At 60.1% G+C, this 14,986-nt stretch carries 11 protein-coding genes; 7 read left to right on the forward strand and 4 right to left on the reverse strand.

Annotated elements, in window-relative coordinates; translation table 11 throughout:
* Positions 1-188: 188 nt before the first annotated feature.
* From HDF12_RS04675 to HDF12_RS04695, 5 genes are all read left to right on the forward strand, one after another.
* Positions 189-1,685, forward strand: a complete 1,497-nt coding sequence (locus HDF12_RS04675) for a GH1 family beta-glucosidase (RefSeq protein WP_179581440.1) — start codon at positions 189-191, stop codon at positions 1,683-1,685.
* 42 nt (positions 1,686-1,727) lie between these two features.
* Entirely contained in the window at positions 1,728-3,536 is a 1,809-nt protein-coding gene (locus HDF12_RS04680; protein ID WP_179581441.1) for a MutS-related protein, read from the forward strand.
* Positions 3,537-3,853: 317 nt separating this feature from the next.
* On the forward strand, positions 3,854-4,612 hold the full coding sequence (locus tag HDF12_RS04685) for an electron transfer flavoprotein subunit beta/FixA family protein (RefSeq protein ID WP_179581442.1): 759 nt from the start codon (positions 3,854-3,856) through the stop codon (positions 4,610-4,612).
* On the forward strand, positions 4,609-5,559 hold the full coding sequence (locus tag HDF12_RS04690) for an electron transfer flavoprotein subunit alpha/FixB family protein (RefSeq protein ID WP_179581443.1): 951 nt from the start codon (positions 4,609-4,611) through the stop codon (positions 5,557-5,559). Before HDF12_RS04685 ends, HDF12_RS04690 begins: the two co-directional genes overlap by 4 nt.
* 452 nt (positions 5,560-6,011) lie before the next feature.
* Complete coding sequence (locus HDF12_RS04695) at positions 6,012-8,717, forward strand: heterodisulfide reductase-related iron-sulfur binding cluster (RefSeq protein ID WP_179581444.1); 2,706 nt, start codon at positions 6,012-6,014, stop codon at positions 8,715-8,717.
* 1 nt (position 8,718) lies between these two features.
* On the opposite strand, the gene HDF12_RS04700 is transcribed toward HDF12_RS04695, so the two are convergent.
* Positions 8,719-9,663, reverse strand: coding sequence for an alpha/beta hydrolase (locus tag HDF12_RS04700; RefSeq protein WP_179581445.1), 945 nt, complete (start codon positions 9,661-9,663; stop codon positions 8,719-8,721).
* 41 nt (positions 9,664-9,704) lie between these two features.
* Between HDF12_RS04700 and HDF12_RS04705 the strand changes: the two genes are divergently transcribed.
* Positions 9,705-10,268, forward strand: coding sequence for a hypothetical protein (locus tag HDF12_RS04705; RefSeq protein ID WP_179581446.1), 564 nt, complete (start codon positions 9,705-9,707; stop codon positions 10,266-10,268).
* A gap of 100 nt (positions 10,269-10,368) precedes the next feature.
* Here the strand turns inward: HDF12_RS04705 and HDF12_RS04710 are convergent, their stop codons facing one another.
* From HDF12_RS04710 to HDF12_RS04720, 3 genes are all read right to left on the reverse strand, one after another.
* Positions 10,369-10,809: a septal ring lytic transglycosylase RlpA family protein gene (locus tag HDF12_RS04710; RefSeq protein WP_218892299.1), complete on the reverse strand. Its 441-nt coding sequence runs from the start codon at positions 10,807-10,809 to the stop codon at positions 10,369-10,371.
* Between the two features lie 634 nt (positions 10,810-11,443).
* The gene (gene lepB / locus HDF12_RS04715) at positions 11,444-12,241 is read right to left on the reverse strand and encodes a signal peptidase I (protein WP_257025348.1); all 798 of its coding nucleotides are present in this window, start codon (positions 12,239-12,241) and stop codon (positions 11,444-11,446) included.
* Between the two features lie 758 nt (positions 12,242-12,999).
* Positions 13,000-14,151, reverse strand: a complete 1,152-nt coding sequence (locus HDF12_RS04720; protein WP_257025349.1) for a lactonase family protein — start codon at positions 14,149-14,151, stop codon at positions 13,000-13,002.
* A 108-nt stretch (positions 14,152-14,259) separates the two neighbouring features.
* On the opposite strand from HDF12_RS04720, the gene HDF12_RS04725 reads away from it, so the two are divergent.
* Positions 14,260-14,973 (forward strand): N-acetylmannosamine-6-phosphate 2-epimerase, encoded by a 714-nt coding sequence (locus tag HDF12_RS04725; RefSeq protein ID WP_179581448.1) that lies wholly within the window; start codon positions 14,260-14,262, stop codon positions 14,971-14,973.
* The last annotated feature ends 13 nt before the right edge of the window (positions 14,974-14,986 follow it).

The following is a 14,986-nucleotide window of genomic DNA, read 5'->3' on the forward strand; positions in this document are numbered from 1 at the left end:
TTTTTCGCCCCTCAAAACCCACCATCTCAAACACCACGTTTACCACCCATCTCACCACGACTTCACCATCAAATCACCACGTCTCCGACTAGGTTTCCCCCCAAAACCCTTCTAAATTTGAGTTTTCCCATTCCCCATTTTTTTCGAGCACTTCGTCCCCATAACAACCCGCACGGAGACTACCTGACATGAATCGCCGAAGTTTTCTCGCCCAAACCTCTGCGTGGGCCGCAGCCGCCGCGCTCCCCAGGCTATCCGTAGCCTCCGTCCTCCCCTCACTCGACGCCACCGCCGAGCAAACCCCAGCCGTCGGCGAAGTCAAGTTCCCAAAAGACTTCCTCTGGGGCACCGCCACCGCCGCCTATCAGGTCGAAGGCGCCTGGAATGTTGACGGTAGAGGCGAGACCGTCTGGGACCGCTTCAGCCACTCCTTCGGCAACGTCAAGGGCGCCTACACCGGCGACGCCGCCTGCGACGACTACCATCGCTACCCCGAAGACATCGCCCTCATGAAGCAGATGAATATGCGCAGCTATCGTTACTCCATCGCATGGTCCCGCATCCAACCCACCGGCGAAGGAGCCATCAACCAGAAGGGAATCGACTACTACAAGCGCCTCACCGATACGGTCCTCAAAGCCGGCCTGCGCCCACTCGTCACGCTCTATCACTGGGATCTCCCCCAGCCCCTCGAAGACAAAGGCGGCTGGCCCAACCGCGACACCGCCGCCCGTTTCGCCGACTACGCAGAGATCGCCGTCAAAGCCCTCGGCGACCGCATTCAAACCTGGGCCATCTTCAACGAGCCCTGGGTCTTCACCTATCTCGGCTACGGAAGTGGTGTCCACGCCCCCGGAAAACAAGACTTCGACCTCTTCCTCAAGGCCTCACACACTGTGAACCTCGCACAGGGCGACGCCTTCCGCACCATCAAGGCCATCGCTCCGAAATCCAAGGTCGGCAGCGCCTTCAGTATGTCGTCAACTACCCCCGCAACCTCCTCCCCCGAACACGCCGCCGCCGCCAAACGCTTCGACGCCTTCAACAACGTCTGGTTCCTCGAGACCGCCTTACGCGGCCGCTATCCCGAAGCCTTTGTCCACGGTGTTCCCCTCGAGACCATGGGCTTCCAAAACGGCGACGACAAGCGTATGACTGCACCTCTCGACTACATCGGCGTCAACTACTACTTCCGCCAAATCGTCGCCAATCTCAAAACACCCGCTCCCACCAAACCCTCCTACGACGCCATGGGCTTCGACCACTTCAATGGAAAAGAAGGCCCCCTCACCGAGATCGGCTGGGAGGTCTATCCGCGAGGCATGTATGAGATCGTCCAGCGCGTCTCGCAGGACTACAAACTCCCCATCGAGATCACCGAGAACGGCTGCTCCTACGGCGACTATCCCGACGCCTCCGGCCGCGTCGCCGACGTCCGCCGCATTCACTACTATCGCGAGCACCTTCGCGAACTCGCCCGCGCCATTCACGACGGAGCCGATTTTCGCGCCTACCACTCCTGGTCCATCCTCGACAACTTCGAGTGGTCCGAAGGCTACACGCAACGCTTCGGCATGGTCTTCGTGGACTTCCCCACACAGCGCCGCTTCATGAAGGATTCAGCGAAGTGGTACTCTCGTGTCGCCGCCACCAACACCATCGAAGCCACCCCTGCCACAACATAACCAACCAAAGGACTGGGCACAGAGGTAAGCGATAATACCTCTGTGCCTCCGTCCGATCTTTCTCCCTCCGAAGAGTACAAGCAGCGCCAGCAAGCCCGCGAGCAGAAGGTCGCGCATTTCGAAAAGCTGCATCGGCGCTTCGGAAATCTCCGACTCCTGGTAGTCATTGCAACCCTGATCGCCTGCTGGTTCTCTCTCCACAACACCGCCTTTTCACCATGGTGGCTTCTCACGGGCCCTGTAGTATTCCTCGCGATTGCCTTCCTGCACGCAAAGATCCTACGTCAGCGCACCTGCGCCGAGCGCGCCGTAGACTTCTATCGCAAGGGCATTGCCCGCATCGAAGACCGCTGGAACCTCTCCAGCCAGATCGGCCCTGGCCACACCGGCGAACGCATCGATACCCACGCCAGCCTTTACGCCACCGATCTCGACCTCTTCGGCCCCGGCAGCCTCTTCGAACTCCTTTCGCTCGCTCGCACGCGAATGGGCGAGGACACCCTCGCCACCTGGCTCCTCGCTCCAGCCCCCGTCGCCGGCCTAAAGCAGCGCCACGCCGCAGTCTCCGAACTTCGCACCTGCCTCAACCTTCGCGAAGACGTAGCTGTCCTTGGTGAAGATCTCAAGGTTGGTATCCACGCCGAAGTCCTCACGCACTGGGCAGAGGCTCCCAATCAGCTCAAACACCAAGCTCTCCGCTGGCTCGCTCTCTTCCTCTCTCTCGCGTCCGTTGCCTCAGCTGTCTTCTGGGCGCAACGCGGAGAAAAAACTCCGTTCTTCCTGGTCCTCATCCTCGCAACCATCCTCACCGCGTCCCTTCGCAAGCAAACCGCCGAAGTCCTTCAATCCACCGAGCACGCCCTCAAGGATCTGCAACTCCTCTCCTCTTTGTTGGCCCGTCTCGAGCGCGAACAGTTCGAATCGCCGCGCCTGCAGACTCTCAAGAAGCAACTCTCCTCTCATCACCTCGCAGGCTCTCAAGCTATCGCCCGCCTCCGCACCATCGTGGAGTACATCAACGCGCTCGAAAACCCGATCCTACGCGCCCTCAACGTTCCGCTCGTCTACGGGGTCCAGGTTGCCTTCGCAGCCGAAGCCTGGCGCAGCGCCCACGGAACCGCAGTACGCTCCTGGCTCGCAACAATCGGCGAAGCCGAAGCGCTCCTCTCCCTCTCGGCCTACACTTACGAGCATCCCGCCGATCCATTCCCCGAGTTCGTCGAGGGCGCACCCTGCTTCATCGCCGAACAAGTCGGCCACCCTCTCATCCCCGCCGCAAAGTGTGTCCGCAACAACGTTAGTATCTGTGGCGAAACCCGCGTCCTCCTCATCAGCGGCTCAAACATGTCCGGCAAAAGCACGCTCATGCGCGCCGTCGGCATCAACACGGTCCTCGCCATGGCTGGTGCTCCCGTCCGCGCCGAGAAATTGCAGCTGACTCCGCTACAAATAGGAGCAAGCATCCTCATCAACGACTCGCTACAGGAAGGAAGCTCTCGCTTCTACGCCGAGATCACGCGCCTCCGCCAGATCTGCGACCTCGCCGAAAAAAATCCCCCCGTCCTCTTCCTCCTGGACGAGCTCCTCCAGGGCACAAACTCGAAAGACCGCCTCATCGGAGCCGAAGGCGTAGTCCGCGCCCTGCTCGACAGCGGAGCCATCGGCCTTATCAGCACCCACGACCTCGCCCTCACCAACATCGGAGAACAGCGCGACCCCCGTCTCCACAATGTGCATCTTCAGGACGAGATCGAGGACGGAAAGATGAAGTTCGACTTCAAGTTGCAGGAGGGCGTCGTCACCAAAAGCAACGGCATCGAACTCATGCGCCTCATCGGCCTCAAGGTTTGATCTCCATCTTCCTCCGACCAACGGGAGGACCAACGCACCCATCCAACCAAGACCGGTATACAAGTCACGAAGTGACCACCTCCCGCTCAGGGAGCCAGTCCGGCAGGACACATGCCTTTGGAATGGTTCATCGTGCCTCGTTGACGAACTGAACGATCATTCAGTATCCTTCTCGCGTCGGAGCAACGCTCTTTTCACGAAGCGATCCAAGGTGTTCAAGCGTATCTCTCGATCTCAACAGACGCGGCATCGAATGACAACGCCGCATCGCTCGAAAGAGTCAAACGACACGATGCATAGGATGAGGTAGGAACTACATGCGCATACTGACGTACATTCGGCAGGTTCTCGACGCCGAAGAGAGCGTGCACATCGCGAACAACGCCGTCGCGCTCGAAAACAGCAAGCTCGTCATGGACACCATGGACGAGTACGGGGTCGAAGAGGCGCTGCGCCTCCGCGAGAGCGGCATCGAAGCCGAGATCGTAGCCGTAGCTGTAGGCCCCGCCCGTGTGCAGGACGCCCTCCGCACCGCCCTCGCCATGGGTGCCGACCGTGCTATCCACGTCGAAACCGACATCCGTCTCGACGCCATCGCACTCAGCAAAGTCCTCGCCCAGCTCGCCAAGCAGGAAGAAGCAACCCTCATTCTCTCCGGCGGTCAACAGGCCGACTGGGACTCGCACGCCCTCGCCGCCGCTACCGCCGAGCGCCTCAACTGGCCGCAGGTCACCTGGACCAGTGCCCTCGCACTCGCAGGCACCATCCTCACCGGCAAGCACGACGCCGACGAAGGCAGCGAATCCTTCACGCTCGAGCTCCCTGCCGTTGTCACCACCCAGCAGGGGCTCAACGAGCCGCGCTATCCCACGCTCCCCAACATCATGAAATCGAAGAAAAAAGAGATGCGCAAAGAGTCTCTCGACCAGTTCAACGTAACGCCAAAGCTCAACTTCGTCAGCGCCGAGATCCAGGTCAAAAATCGCCTCAACAAAATCCTCGATGGCAAAGACGCCCCTGCTGCCGCCGCGCAACTCGTAGATCTTCTCCGCAACGAAGCAAGGGTGATCGCATGATTCTCGTCGTCGTGGAGTATGCCAATGGAAAAGTAAGCAAGAGCACCTGGGAGATGATCACCGCCGCCCGCGAGTCAGGCCGCGAAACCCCCATCACCGCACTGGTCCTCGGCAGCAACATCGCAGCAATCGCCGCTGAAGTAGCCAGAGCCGTCGATCAGGTCCTCGTCGCCGATCTCCCCGCACTCGCCCAATACGATCCCGAACTATGGTCCGCCGCCGTCGCCCAGATCGCAACCGAAGGAGAAGCCTCTCTCGTCCTCATCGGCGGCAGTCGCAGCGGCCGCGAGTACAGCCCCCGCGTTGCCATCAAACTAGACGCGCCCCTTCTCGAAGACGTCATTTCCCTCAAGGCCACCGGTGAAACCATCACCGCACAGCGCTACACCTTCCTCGCCCGTGTCACCGAGACCATCGAGTCCACTGCGCCCATCGCGGTAGCCACTATCAAACCCGGCGTCTTCAATGCCGCAACCCCGAAGGCCGAAGCCGCCGAACAGTTCGACGTCGACCTCAGCCTTCCCGCGCCACGACTCAAAGTCACCGGCAAGACCGCCGAGCGCAGCTCACGCATCTCGCTCTCCGAGGCCGAGATCGTCGTCTCCGGCGGCCGCGGTGTAGGCAGCGCCGAAGGCTTCACCCAATATGTCGAAGCCCTCGCCGACCAGCTCGGCGCCGCAGTCGGAGCCACCCGCGCCATCGTCGACGCAGGCTGGCGCCCCTACTCCGAACAAGTCGGCCAGACCGGCAAGACCGTGCAGCCTAAGACCTACATCGCCATCGGCATCTCCGGCGCGGTCCAGCATCTATCCGGCATGAACAAGAGCAAAACCATCGTCGCCATTAACCGCGACGCTGAAGCCCCCATCTTCAAAATCGCCGACTACGGCATCATCGGCGACGTAACCCAGCTAGTCCCAGCCATCCTCACCGAACTCAAAAAATAGTCGCTGGGTTCAAGCTAAAGAGCACTCAGCTTCTGCTGTCAAAAGAGATCTCTTATCGAAGCCAGCCTTTGCCGGAGAGATCGCTTGAAGAGATCCGCCTTTAGTAAAGTCGTCTGGTTTTGCTGTTGCCCGTTCTTTTATTTGTCATTCCGCACCCTGAGCGTAGCCGAATGGGGGAGGAATCTACTGTTACTCCTTCTGCGCCGCGTTATCGCCCGGAGTTCAGTCGCTATAAAGGCAGGTTAGATATTCAAGACACGATGCTCGTCTCAAGGATCTTGCATCTAGGTACCCCAAGGCTTTAGCCTTGGGTCTCTCAATCCGCCACTAACGTGGGACTTTAGCCCCTGGGGGTATGTCTTTCATCCCGCGCTTCGTAGAAAGATCCAACAGCGCATAGAAACGACTCAATTCAGATCGTCATCACAAGCTAGACGAGCGTCTCAAGCCCAATGCTTCCATTCCCCCAGAAGATCGCCTTCCTCCTCTTCGCCGTCGTCACCCTAGCGCTGGGCTTCCACGGCTTCTATCGCCTCTACCTCCGCATCCGGCGAGGCACCCCAGACCCCGAACCTCGCTTCAACAAACTCCCGCGCCGCCTCCTCTATGCCCTCACCACCACGCTCACCCAGCAGCGCACCTTCAAAAAGCGTCCAACCATTGGCCTCTTCCACTCCTTCATCTTTTACGGCTTCATCTTCTACGGCCTTGTCAACCTCGTTGACGCCGCCGAAGGCTACCTTCCTTTCCTGACAATTAACGGCCTTTCTTCAAATCGCATCGGTGCGCTCTATGCCATCATCATCGTCGTCGCAGCCTACAGCTTCCTCGCCGACCTCCTCAGCTTCCTGGTCCTCCTCGGCGTCGTCGCGCTCGTCATCCGCCGCTTCGCCCTCCCCAGCCGCACCGACTTCCGCTTCAACCCGCGCACCCTCCTCCACAAAGACGTCCAACAATCCAAGATCACCCGCGACTCTCTCATCGTCTCCGCCTTCATCCTCTTCCACGTCGGCAGCCGAGCCATCGGAGCCGGAGCGAAGATCGCCGCCGAAGGTCCCGACCCGCTCCAGCCCTTCGCCACCCTGCTCTCCCACCTCTTCACCCCCGCCAACGCCGAAGCCTTCCGCATCTTCGGTTACTGGGGAGCGCTCGGCTCTGTCCTCGCCTTCCTCGCCTACTTCCCCTACACCAAACACATCCACATCTTCATGGCCCCGGCGAAGTACCTCGTCGCCCGCGAACCCTCCTCCGGCGTCCTGCCTCTCGCGGCCCTCAATCTCGACACCGAAGACGAAAGCGAACCCGACACCAAAGCCGAACCCAATCCCAAAACCATCGGTGCCGCCAAGCTAGAAGACCTGGCCTGGCCCCGCCTCCTCGACGCCTACGCCTGCATCCAGTGCAACCGCTGTCAGGACGTCTGCCCCGCCACCGCCACCGGCAAATCCCTCTCCCCCGCCGCGCTCGAAATCAACAAGCGCATGGAACTCAACGACCTCGCCGCCGAGCGAAGCCCCTTCAGCTTCACCCCCGCCCCCTTCGAAAAGAACGCTCCCACCCCCCGCCCTCTCCTCCAATTTGCTCTCTCGCCCGAAGCCGCCTGGGCCTGCACCACCTGCGGAGCCTGCATGGAGGTCTGCCCCACGCAAAACGAGCAGATGCTCGACATCATCGACATCCGCCGCAACCAGGTCATGATTGAAGGTGAGTTCCCCAGCCAGCTTCAATCAGCCTTCCGCGGCATGGAACGCGCTCAAAATCCCTGGGGCATCAACCACGAGCAGCGCCTCGCCTGGGCCGACGGCCTCAACGTCAAAACCACCGACGAAAACCCCAACCCCGACGTACTCTACTGGGTAGGCTGCGCCGCCAGCTACGATCCCCAGGCCCAGAAGACCGCCCGCGCCTTCGTCGAGCTCCTCAACCATGCCGAGGTCAACTTCGCCCTCCTCGGCAAAAAAGAGTGTTGCACCGGAGACAGCGCCCGCCGCGCCGGCAACGAGTACCTCTACCGCCAGCTCGCCGACAAGAACGTCTCCACCCTCAACACCGTCCAGCCCAAACTCATCGTAGCCAGCTGCCCCCACTGCATGAACTCCATCGGCCACGAGTACAAACAGATCGGCGGCGACTACAAGGTGATGCACCACACCGAGTACCTCGAAACCCTCGTAGCCACCAAAAAACTCACCGCCACGCCCAGCGACGCGACCATCACCTACCACGACCCCTGCTACCTCGGCCGCCACAACGGCGTCTACGAAGCCCCCCGCAACCTCCTCAACATCCTCTCGAACTCCACCCCCGAGCTCCCCCGCAACCGCGAAAACTCCTTCTGCTGCGGAGCAGGCGGAGCCCAGTTCTGGAAGGAAGAAGAGGAGGGAAACGAGCGCATCTCCGACAACCGCTTCCGCGAAGCCCAGCAAACCCTCGCCCCCGCCACCGGAGAAAAAGTCCTCGCCGTAGGCTGCCCCTTCTGCAAGAGCATGCTCGGCAGCACCCCCAACAAAGCCGACTCCGAAGACATCGCGATCAAAGACGTAGCCGAGCTCCTCCTCGAAGGAGTCCGCCGCAGCAAAGGCCTCACCACCGCCGTCACTCCGCCGCGAAGCGAAGCCACCCCCCAACCCACACTCGAACCCGCGATCATCACCCCCATCGCAGCCCAGCCTCCTTCAGTTGAACCTCATACTCCGGAAGCCCCTCCGGTCGCCACTCCATCCCCCGAGCGCAAAAAATGGCAACCCAAATCAGCCGCACCAACTCAGCCCGCGGAGAATCCCCCCATCGCGGCTCCCGTCACAGAACAGGCTCCATCAACCGCCGCTGTTCAAACCCAGACCACTCTCGAGCGCAAAAAGTGGCAGCCCAAAACGACAACAACGCCTCTACCGGAACCAGCAAGCGATCAAACTCCAACCCCAGCGATCGCGCCAATCCAACAATCAACCGCCGCCGCGCCCGCATCCGAATCCGCTTCCATTCAGGACGTTCAACCACCGTCCCCCGAACGCAAAAAATGGCAGCCAAAATCCGCTGCCCTCACCGCCGTCCCTGAATCCGAACCCACCCCAACCCCGGAATCAGAAACTCCCGCAACCCCCGCGGACGCAGCCGCCCCGGCGCGCAAAAAGTGGATCCCCAAAAAGCCCACCTAGCCTAGCGACCCGCCTTCACCCAATCCGCCACCCGCCGCAGCATCTCCTTCGCCTGCGGCAAAAACGGAAACTCATTCGCCGAAGCCGCGAACCCATGGTTCATCCCCTCGGCAAACACCTCCGTCACCTCAACCCCTGCCTCCGCCATCCTCTTCGCGTAGGCCTGCCCCTCATCCCGCAGCACGTCATACTCCGCCGTCACTACAAACGCCCTCGGCAGTCCAGCCAGCGAAGTAGCCAGCAGCGGCGCCACCCGAAAGTCCGCCGCCTCCCTCTTGTCGTTTAGATAGTGATCCCAAAACCAGATCATTCCCTTTCGCGTCAGCCCATACCCCTCAGCATTCTCAAGGTAAGAAGCCGTAGGCGGATCATAGTGGGCGGCAGCCGGATAGAGCAGAATCTGCCCCGCCAACCCAGTCACACCCTTATCCCGCAGCAGCAAAGCCACCACCGTTGCCAGCGTCCCCCCAGCACTATCGCCCCCCACCATCACCCGCAAGCCGTCCCCACCCAACTCCCTGGCATGCCCCATCACCCACTCCGTCGCGGCCAGGCAGTCTTCCAGCCCCGCCGGAAACTTGTGCTCCGGAGCCAGCCTGAAGTCCACTGAAACCACCACCACTCCGGCCTCTTTTGCCAACGCCCGGCAGTACGGATCATGCGTCTCCAGCGTCCCGGCCACCCACCCCCCGCCATGGAAGAACACCACCACCGGAGCCGAGCCACCTGATTCCGGCGCAAAAACCCGCACCCCAATCTCCCGCCCTGCAGCACCGATCGTCCGATCCGCCACACGAACATCGGCGTACTCCGGCATCGGAACAAACCGCGCCATCATCTCGGCTCTCTCAGCCCGGGCCTCTTCTGGAGTCTGCAGCTCAACCGGAGGCCGCGCCAACGACTTACCCACATTCAGAATCGCCTGTACCTTTGCATCCAACGGCATGGACCCATCTTATCCCCGTTGGCACGTGATAATCCTTACCCATGCACATCGCCGGATCCTGGATCCTTCTCGTCTTCCTAACCCTCGCCACCGCACTCATTCTGCTCGTCCTTCACCTCACCAAAGCCGGTCAGATCATCCACCAGCAGATCCCCGACCGCCCTCAGCGGCGTCTCTTCCTCGCCTCGGTCAGCTTCTTCATCACCTTTCTCGCCGTACGCCTTCTGGTAGCCTCCATCACCCATCACATTGGACCCTTCGGTTATGTCGAAATGGGCGGCCGCCACATCCACCATCTCGTCTGGGGCATCCTCCTGCTGCTTCTCTGCGGCTATGCCGAACTCGCAGACGTCGGCACCGGAGACGCCTCCATCTCCATCCTGCTTAGCCGGCTCCTGGCTCTCAGTTACGGCATCGGTGCCGCCCTCACCCTCGACGAGTTCGCCCTTTGGCTGAACCTCGACGCCGCAGCCTACTGGTCCCACGAGGGCCGCGAAAGCATCGACGCCATCGTCCTCTTCGGCGCCCTGCTCTCCATTGGCGCCTGGGGAGCACCGCTCTTCCGATGGATCGCGCGGCCACGCCACCGCGCCCAGCCGAATTAAACAACACCGGCGCCCCGAAGGACGCCAGCCCGGACAGTCAAAAAAGACAAAGAGATGAGACTGAAGAAAGTCGAAATCCCGCCGATAAAGCAGCCAGGTCCTAGTTCTGGAAGGTCAGCAACTCCAGCCGCACGGGGTCGACCCCGCTGTTGACCATCCGCAGCTGCCGCGCAGCTCCAAGGGACAGATCGATCACACGACCCGGGAACAGAGCACCTCGATCGGTGATGGTCACAATGACTGACCGATGGTTCCGCAGATCGGTCACCTTGACCTTGCTGCCGAACGGAAGGGTCTTGTGCGCCGCAGTCATCTCGTTCATATCGAAGATCCGGCCGCTCGCCGTACGGCGTCCCTGCCACATCTCCCCATACCAGCTGGCCAAACCGCTCTTTATCCTGGTTAACACTGTGGCCTTTGGCAGTCGCATCGTGGTCACGATCTCGGACGGGGTGACATCATGCATCACCGTCGTTGGTTCTGCCGCCCGCGCAGACGCCGGAATGGCGGTGTCCGTCGCAAAGGCCGACAGAACGACCATCGCCGCCAAAGTAAAAGCGGTCCGGGCCCTCCCTAAGGTGATTGCGCTACGTTCGTTTCCGGGTGTGGGTTCCATCCCTTAAGTATAAGAAATTCAAGGCTTAAAGGGTATTTTTTGTGCACAGAAATCACCCTCGGTTCACCACAGCCAAGGCTCGTTGTCAACCCTTTTCGGGGTTGCCTGAACGTCCAAAAAAAGTCAAAGATTTTCCCGTTTTGGCAACTCCACGTTACAAAGGAGTTACTTCCGTCAAACGGAAGGTAGAGCTACGGCCTGGTTAGTTCTCGTCATTTTTTATTTCTCTCGGCGCGGCAAACAGGCCCCCGCAACCACGTGCCCGAAGATCGGGATCTCCCGGCGCACTCAAAAAACAGCCTCCGCGAACCGAAAACAGCGATCCGTTCGAGTGAATTCCGCCACCGAATGCGACGTTATGCCGCCACTCGACTGGTTGCCGGGTGGGTGTTCAAAATCTCAGCCGCGCCGAAGGCGTGCGCGGGAGATTCGAACTTGGTCAAAACCCCGTTTTTCGCGCACTGGGTTAGGCATTGGTCATTCGAGCGCCTTGATCAGACCGATCTGGTGGCCACATCTGGTACTGTTACAACGATCGCATCCCCGAGTGAAAGGCAGTTTAGTTCACCCGGTGGAAGGTCCGGCTCCAGCGGGTCTCGTCAAAGAAGTGGAGCACGGTGTGGAGCGTGGAACTTGCTCTTTCTGACGGGGAAGTTTTGTACAAATCGTCCTCGGGTGTTTTGAAAGACCAGTAGACGAAAAGTGGACGGCCGATCAGGTTGGCTCGAGGGACCAGGCCCCAGTAGCGACCGTCGTAGCTGTTGCTACGGTTGTCGCCCATGACGAAGTACATGCCGGATGGAACAACGAGGTCTTCACCCTGGATGTGGTCGAGGAGGTCAAGCGACCACTCGGCGGTGACTCCGCGTCCTTTTGCTGGTGAGATAGCGGGGAATTCGTCGTTGTAGGGATCGTAATTAGCGGAGGTGGGCTTGGCTGCGTACGGCTCGTCCAGGGAGAGGCCGTTGCGGTAAACGATGCCGCCGCGGAGGTGGATGCGATCGCCGGGGATACCAATGACGCGCTTAACCAAAATATCGTGCTGACCCTTGGGATTAGGTGCCGGGCGGAAGAAAACGACGGGTTCGTCACGCCGGAGTTCGCGGTACGGGATGAGGTTCGTCCAAGAGGTAGCGGGGGCCAGGGTTGCGCGCTCTACGATTACGTGGTCGCCAACGAGTAGGGTGCTGGCCATAGAAGAGGATGGAATGACGAAGTTTTGAAGTACGAAGCCTATGACAAAGGACCAGATGATGAGCATGCTTATGATGGAAGCCAGCCCTTCGAGATGAGTCTCTTCGCGAGGCTGGCGCTTACTGTTCTGTGGGGCGCTGGGTTGTTTCTTCTGTATCATCATGACGCTTTATTGTAGCCGTGAACAGGTTGATCATTCCCGAATGTCGAGAGATGTCAGACGGAGCTTTACGAGGACCCTATCGCTCATCGAACTGGCCGAAAAGTCATGCCAGCTCAACCGGTCGATGCAACACTATCTAATCAGCTGATCCACAAATGCTTACCCTGAAGAATCGATCTGTTTGGCTGATGTGGCCAAACCTAGTCAGGGTAAGGTTCCGGCTGATCTAACCCTAGCCAGGCATTTAGCTTTTGTTTTCAATGAATGTGGGTCTGAGCTGAGTGTTGCGTCGACCCATTGAGACCACCCACCTTTTGAGCAAGTTCCCAAAAACCAGATCCGACTTTCGAGGACTCGATCTGGATTGGCAGTCCAGATCACGCCGATTTACGTGGCGAGATGCGAGTGTAGTGGGTGGCGGGATTTCATTGCACTGGGTGGCGACATATTGTTGCAGCCAAGTGCTACCGACAAATCCTGTCAAGCCCCGAAACGCAGGAAACCCTCGCCAATCCGGCACTTTCGCGTGGCGTATGAGTTATGTGCAAACCGCTATAATGGATACAGAGAAAGAGAAAGCCCCGGCATCGAGCCGGGGCTTTCTATCTGCAACCGGTAACCCCTTTGATTGGACGAATTTGCGCGTAACCCATTTGTTATGACGATTTTACGAAACGCTAATTTAGGTAAATCACTAGAAATAAAGGGGTTATTAGAAAATACTCCCCCCCCGGGGGGGAGGTACCCTCCCGGAGGAACTATGCAAACACTAGGCACTGCGGTCGAGAGAGAGGAAAACTCTTCCCCGCGTCCGTCAGCTTACCCGTCTTCCCGTCGCGAGCCAGCACCGATATGTTGTCCGACTCCTGATTCGCGATCAACAGCCACCGACCACTCGGATCCAACGTCAGATGGCGTGGAACCTTACCCCCGCACGCCATCCGGTCCACCAGCGTAAGCTTGCCGTCGGTCGGCGAGATCGCGAACGTGACCACAATGTCGTCAGAGCGGTCCGTCGCGTAGGCGAAGCGTGCTCCACGATCGATCACGATGTCGTTCCCGGTGGTTACGCCCGAAAATCCGTCGGGCCTCATCACAACCTCGTGCACCGTCTCGAGCGCCCCTCGCTGCGAGTCCCAGCGCAGCACCACCACCGACGAAGTCATCTCGGTGACGCAGTACGCCACCTTGCCGTTCGGATGAAAGCGCAGCGCCCGAGGTCCCGCCCCCGGAGCCGACTTCCACGCCGCCGGTTCATTCGGGGTCAGCTTCGCCGTCCCAGCGTCCAGCCGGTAGATGTGAATCTCATCGATCCCCAGATCGTTGACCAGCAGAAACCGGTTATCCGGCGACACCGTCACCCGGTGAGCATGCGGAGCCTCCTGCCGCTCCTTATCCGGTCCGTGTCCGCTGTACTGAAAGAACGAGACCGCGGGACTCAACTCACCACCCGCTCCAACTGCGAACGAAGCCGCGCTGCCGCCGCCGTAGTTCGCCGCAAACGCCGCCCTCCCAGTACCGTCGAAGGCGACGTGGCAAGTTCCTCCGCCGCCCGAAGCAACCTGATTGACCTTGGACAACCGCGTCTTGGTTCGGTCCAGAGTAAAAGTCGACACCGCACCGCTGTCCCTGCCCCCGAACTTGTCCAGTTCATTGGCCACAAGGACGGTCCTCCCATCAGGAGACAGCGCCAGAAACGTAGGATTCTCCGCCTCAGCCGCAAGGCCAAGCGCCGTCAGATCTCCGGTCGACGCCACAAAGGAGTACGCGTAGATGCCCTTGCTGGAACCCGAGGTCTGTGTCCCAACCAGCAGCCGGGCCCCATCCTTTGCCGCCGCAAACCCAGCCCTGCCCATCACCGATAACGCTGCCGAACCGAAAATAAATCCACGCCGATTAATCTGTCTCAATCTCAGCTCCTTTTTCCCTCATCCACAATAACGCGATTTGCAGATAGTCTGTTTCTTACAGCGGTTGAGCTTACCTCTCCTCAAAAGCTGCCTCCAAGGAAGCAAACAGTGTCTCAAGGCTCTAACTCTTCCTTCAACTCGCCATTCCATCGACTTCGTGGCTGCGTCATCGTCTCCTGTCAGGCCGCAGAAGGTGATCCGCTCGACGATCTCGACACGCTTACCCGCATCGCAACCTCCGTTCTGCGCGGCGGAGCAGGCGGTCTCCGGGCCGAAGGCACAGCGCGCATCGTTGCCTTTCGTGCCCTCACCCAACTTCCCATCATAGGCATCATCAAGACCTACGACGCGAACGGAGACGTCTACATAACCCCCAGCTTCCACTCCGCCAAAGCCGTCAGCGACGCTGGAGCCGACATCATCGCCCTCGACTGCACCGCTCGCCGCCTCACCGCCCCTGAACCCTGGCCGGAACTCATCCCTCGCATCCACTCCGAGCTGAACCGCCCGGTACTCGCCGACATCGCCTCCCTGGATGACGCCCTCGCAGCCGAGCGCGCCGGGGCCGATGCCGTCGCCACAACCCTCTACGGCTACACCGCCGAGACCAGAGGCATCCGCACTCCTTCCTGGCCCTTGCTCCAATCCCTGGTGGCACACTTGACAATACCCGTCCTCTTGGAAGGCCACATCACCCACCCACCGGAGGCCCTGCTAGCCCTGGACATGGGTGCCACCGCCGTCGTCATAGGGTCCGCCATCACCCGTCCCGAGACCATCGCAAATCGGTTTGTGCAAGCGACTCGACCAGCAGACGGCTAATTTTCCTGCGAAC

The sequence above is a fragment of the Tunturiibacter gelidiferens genome, assembly GCF_013410115.1.
Classification (GTDB): domain Bacteria; phylum Acidobacteriota; class Terriglobia; order Terriglobales; family Acidobacteriaceae; genus Edaphobacter; species Edaphobacter gelidiferens.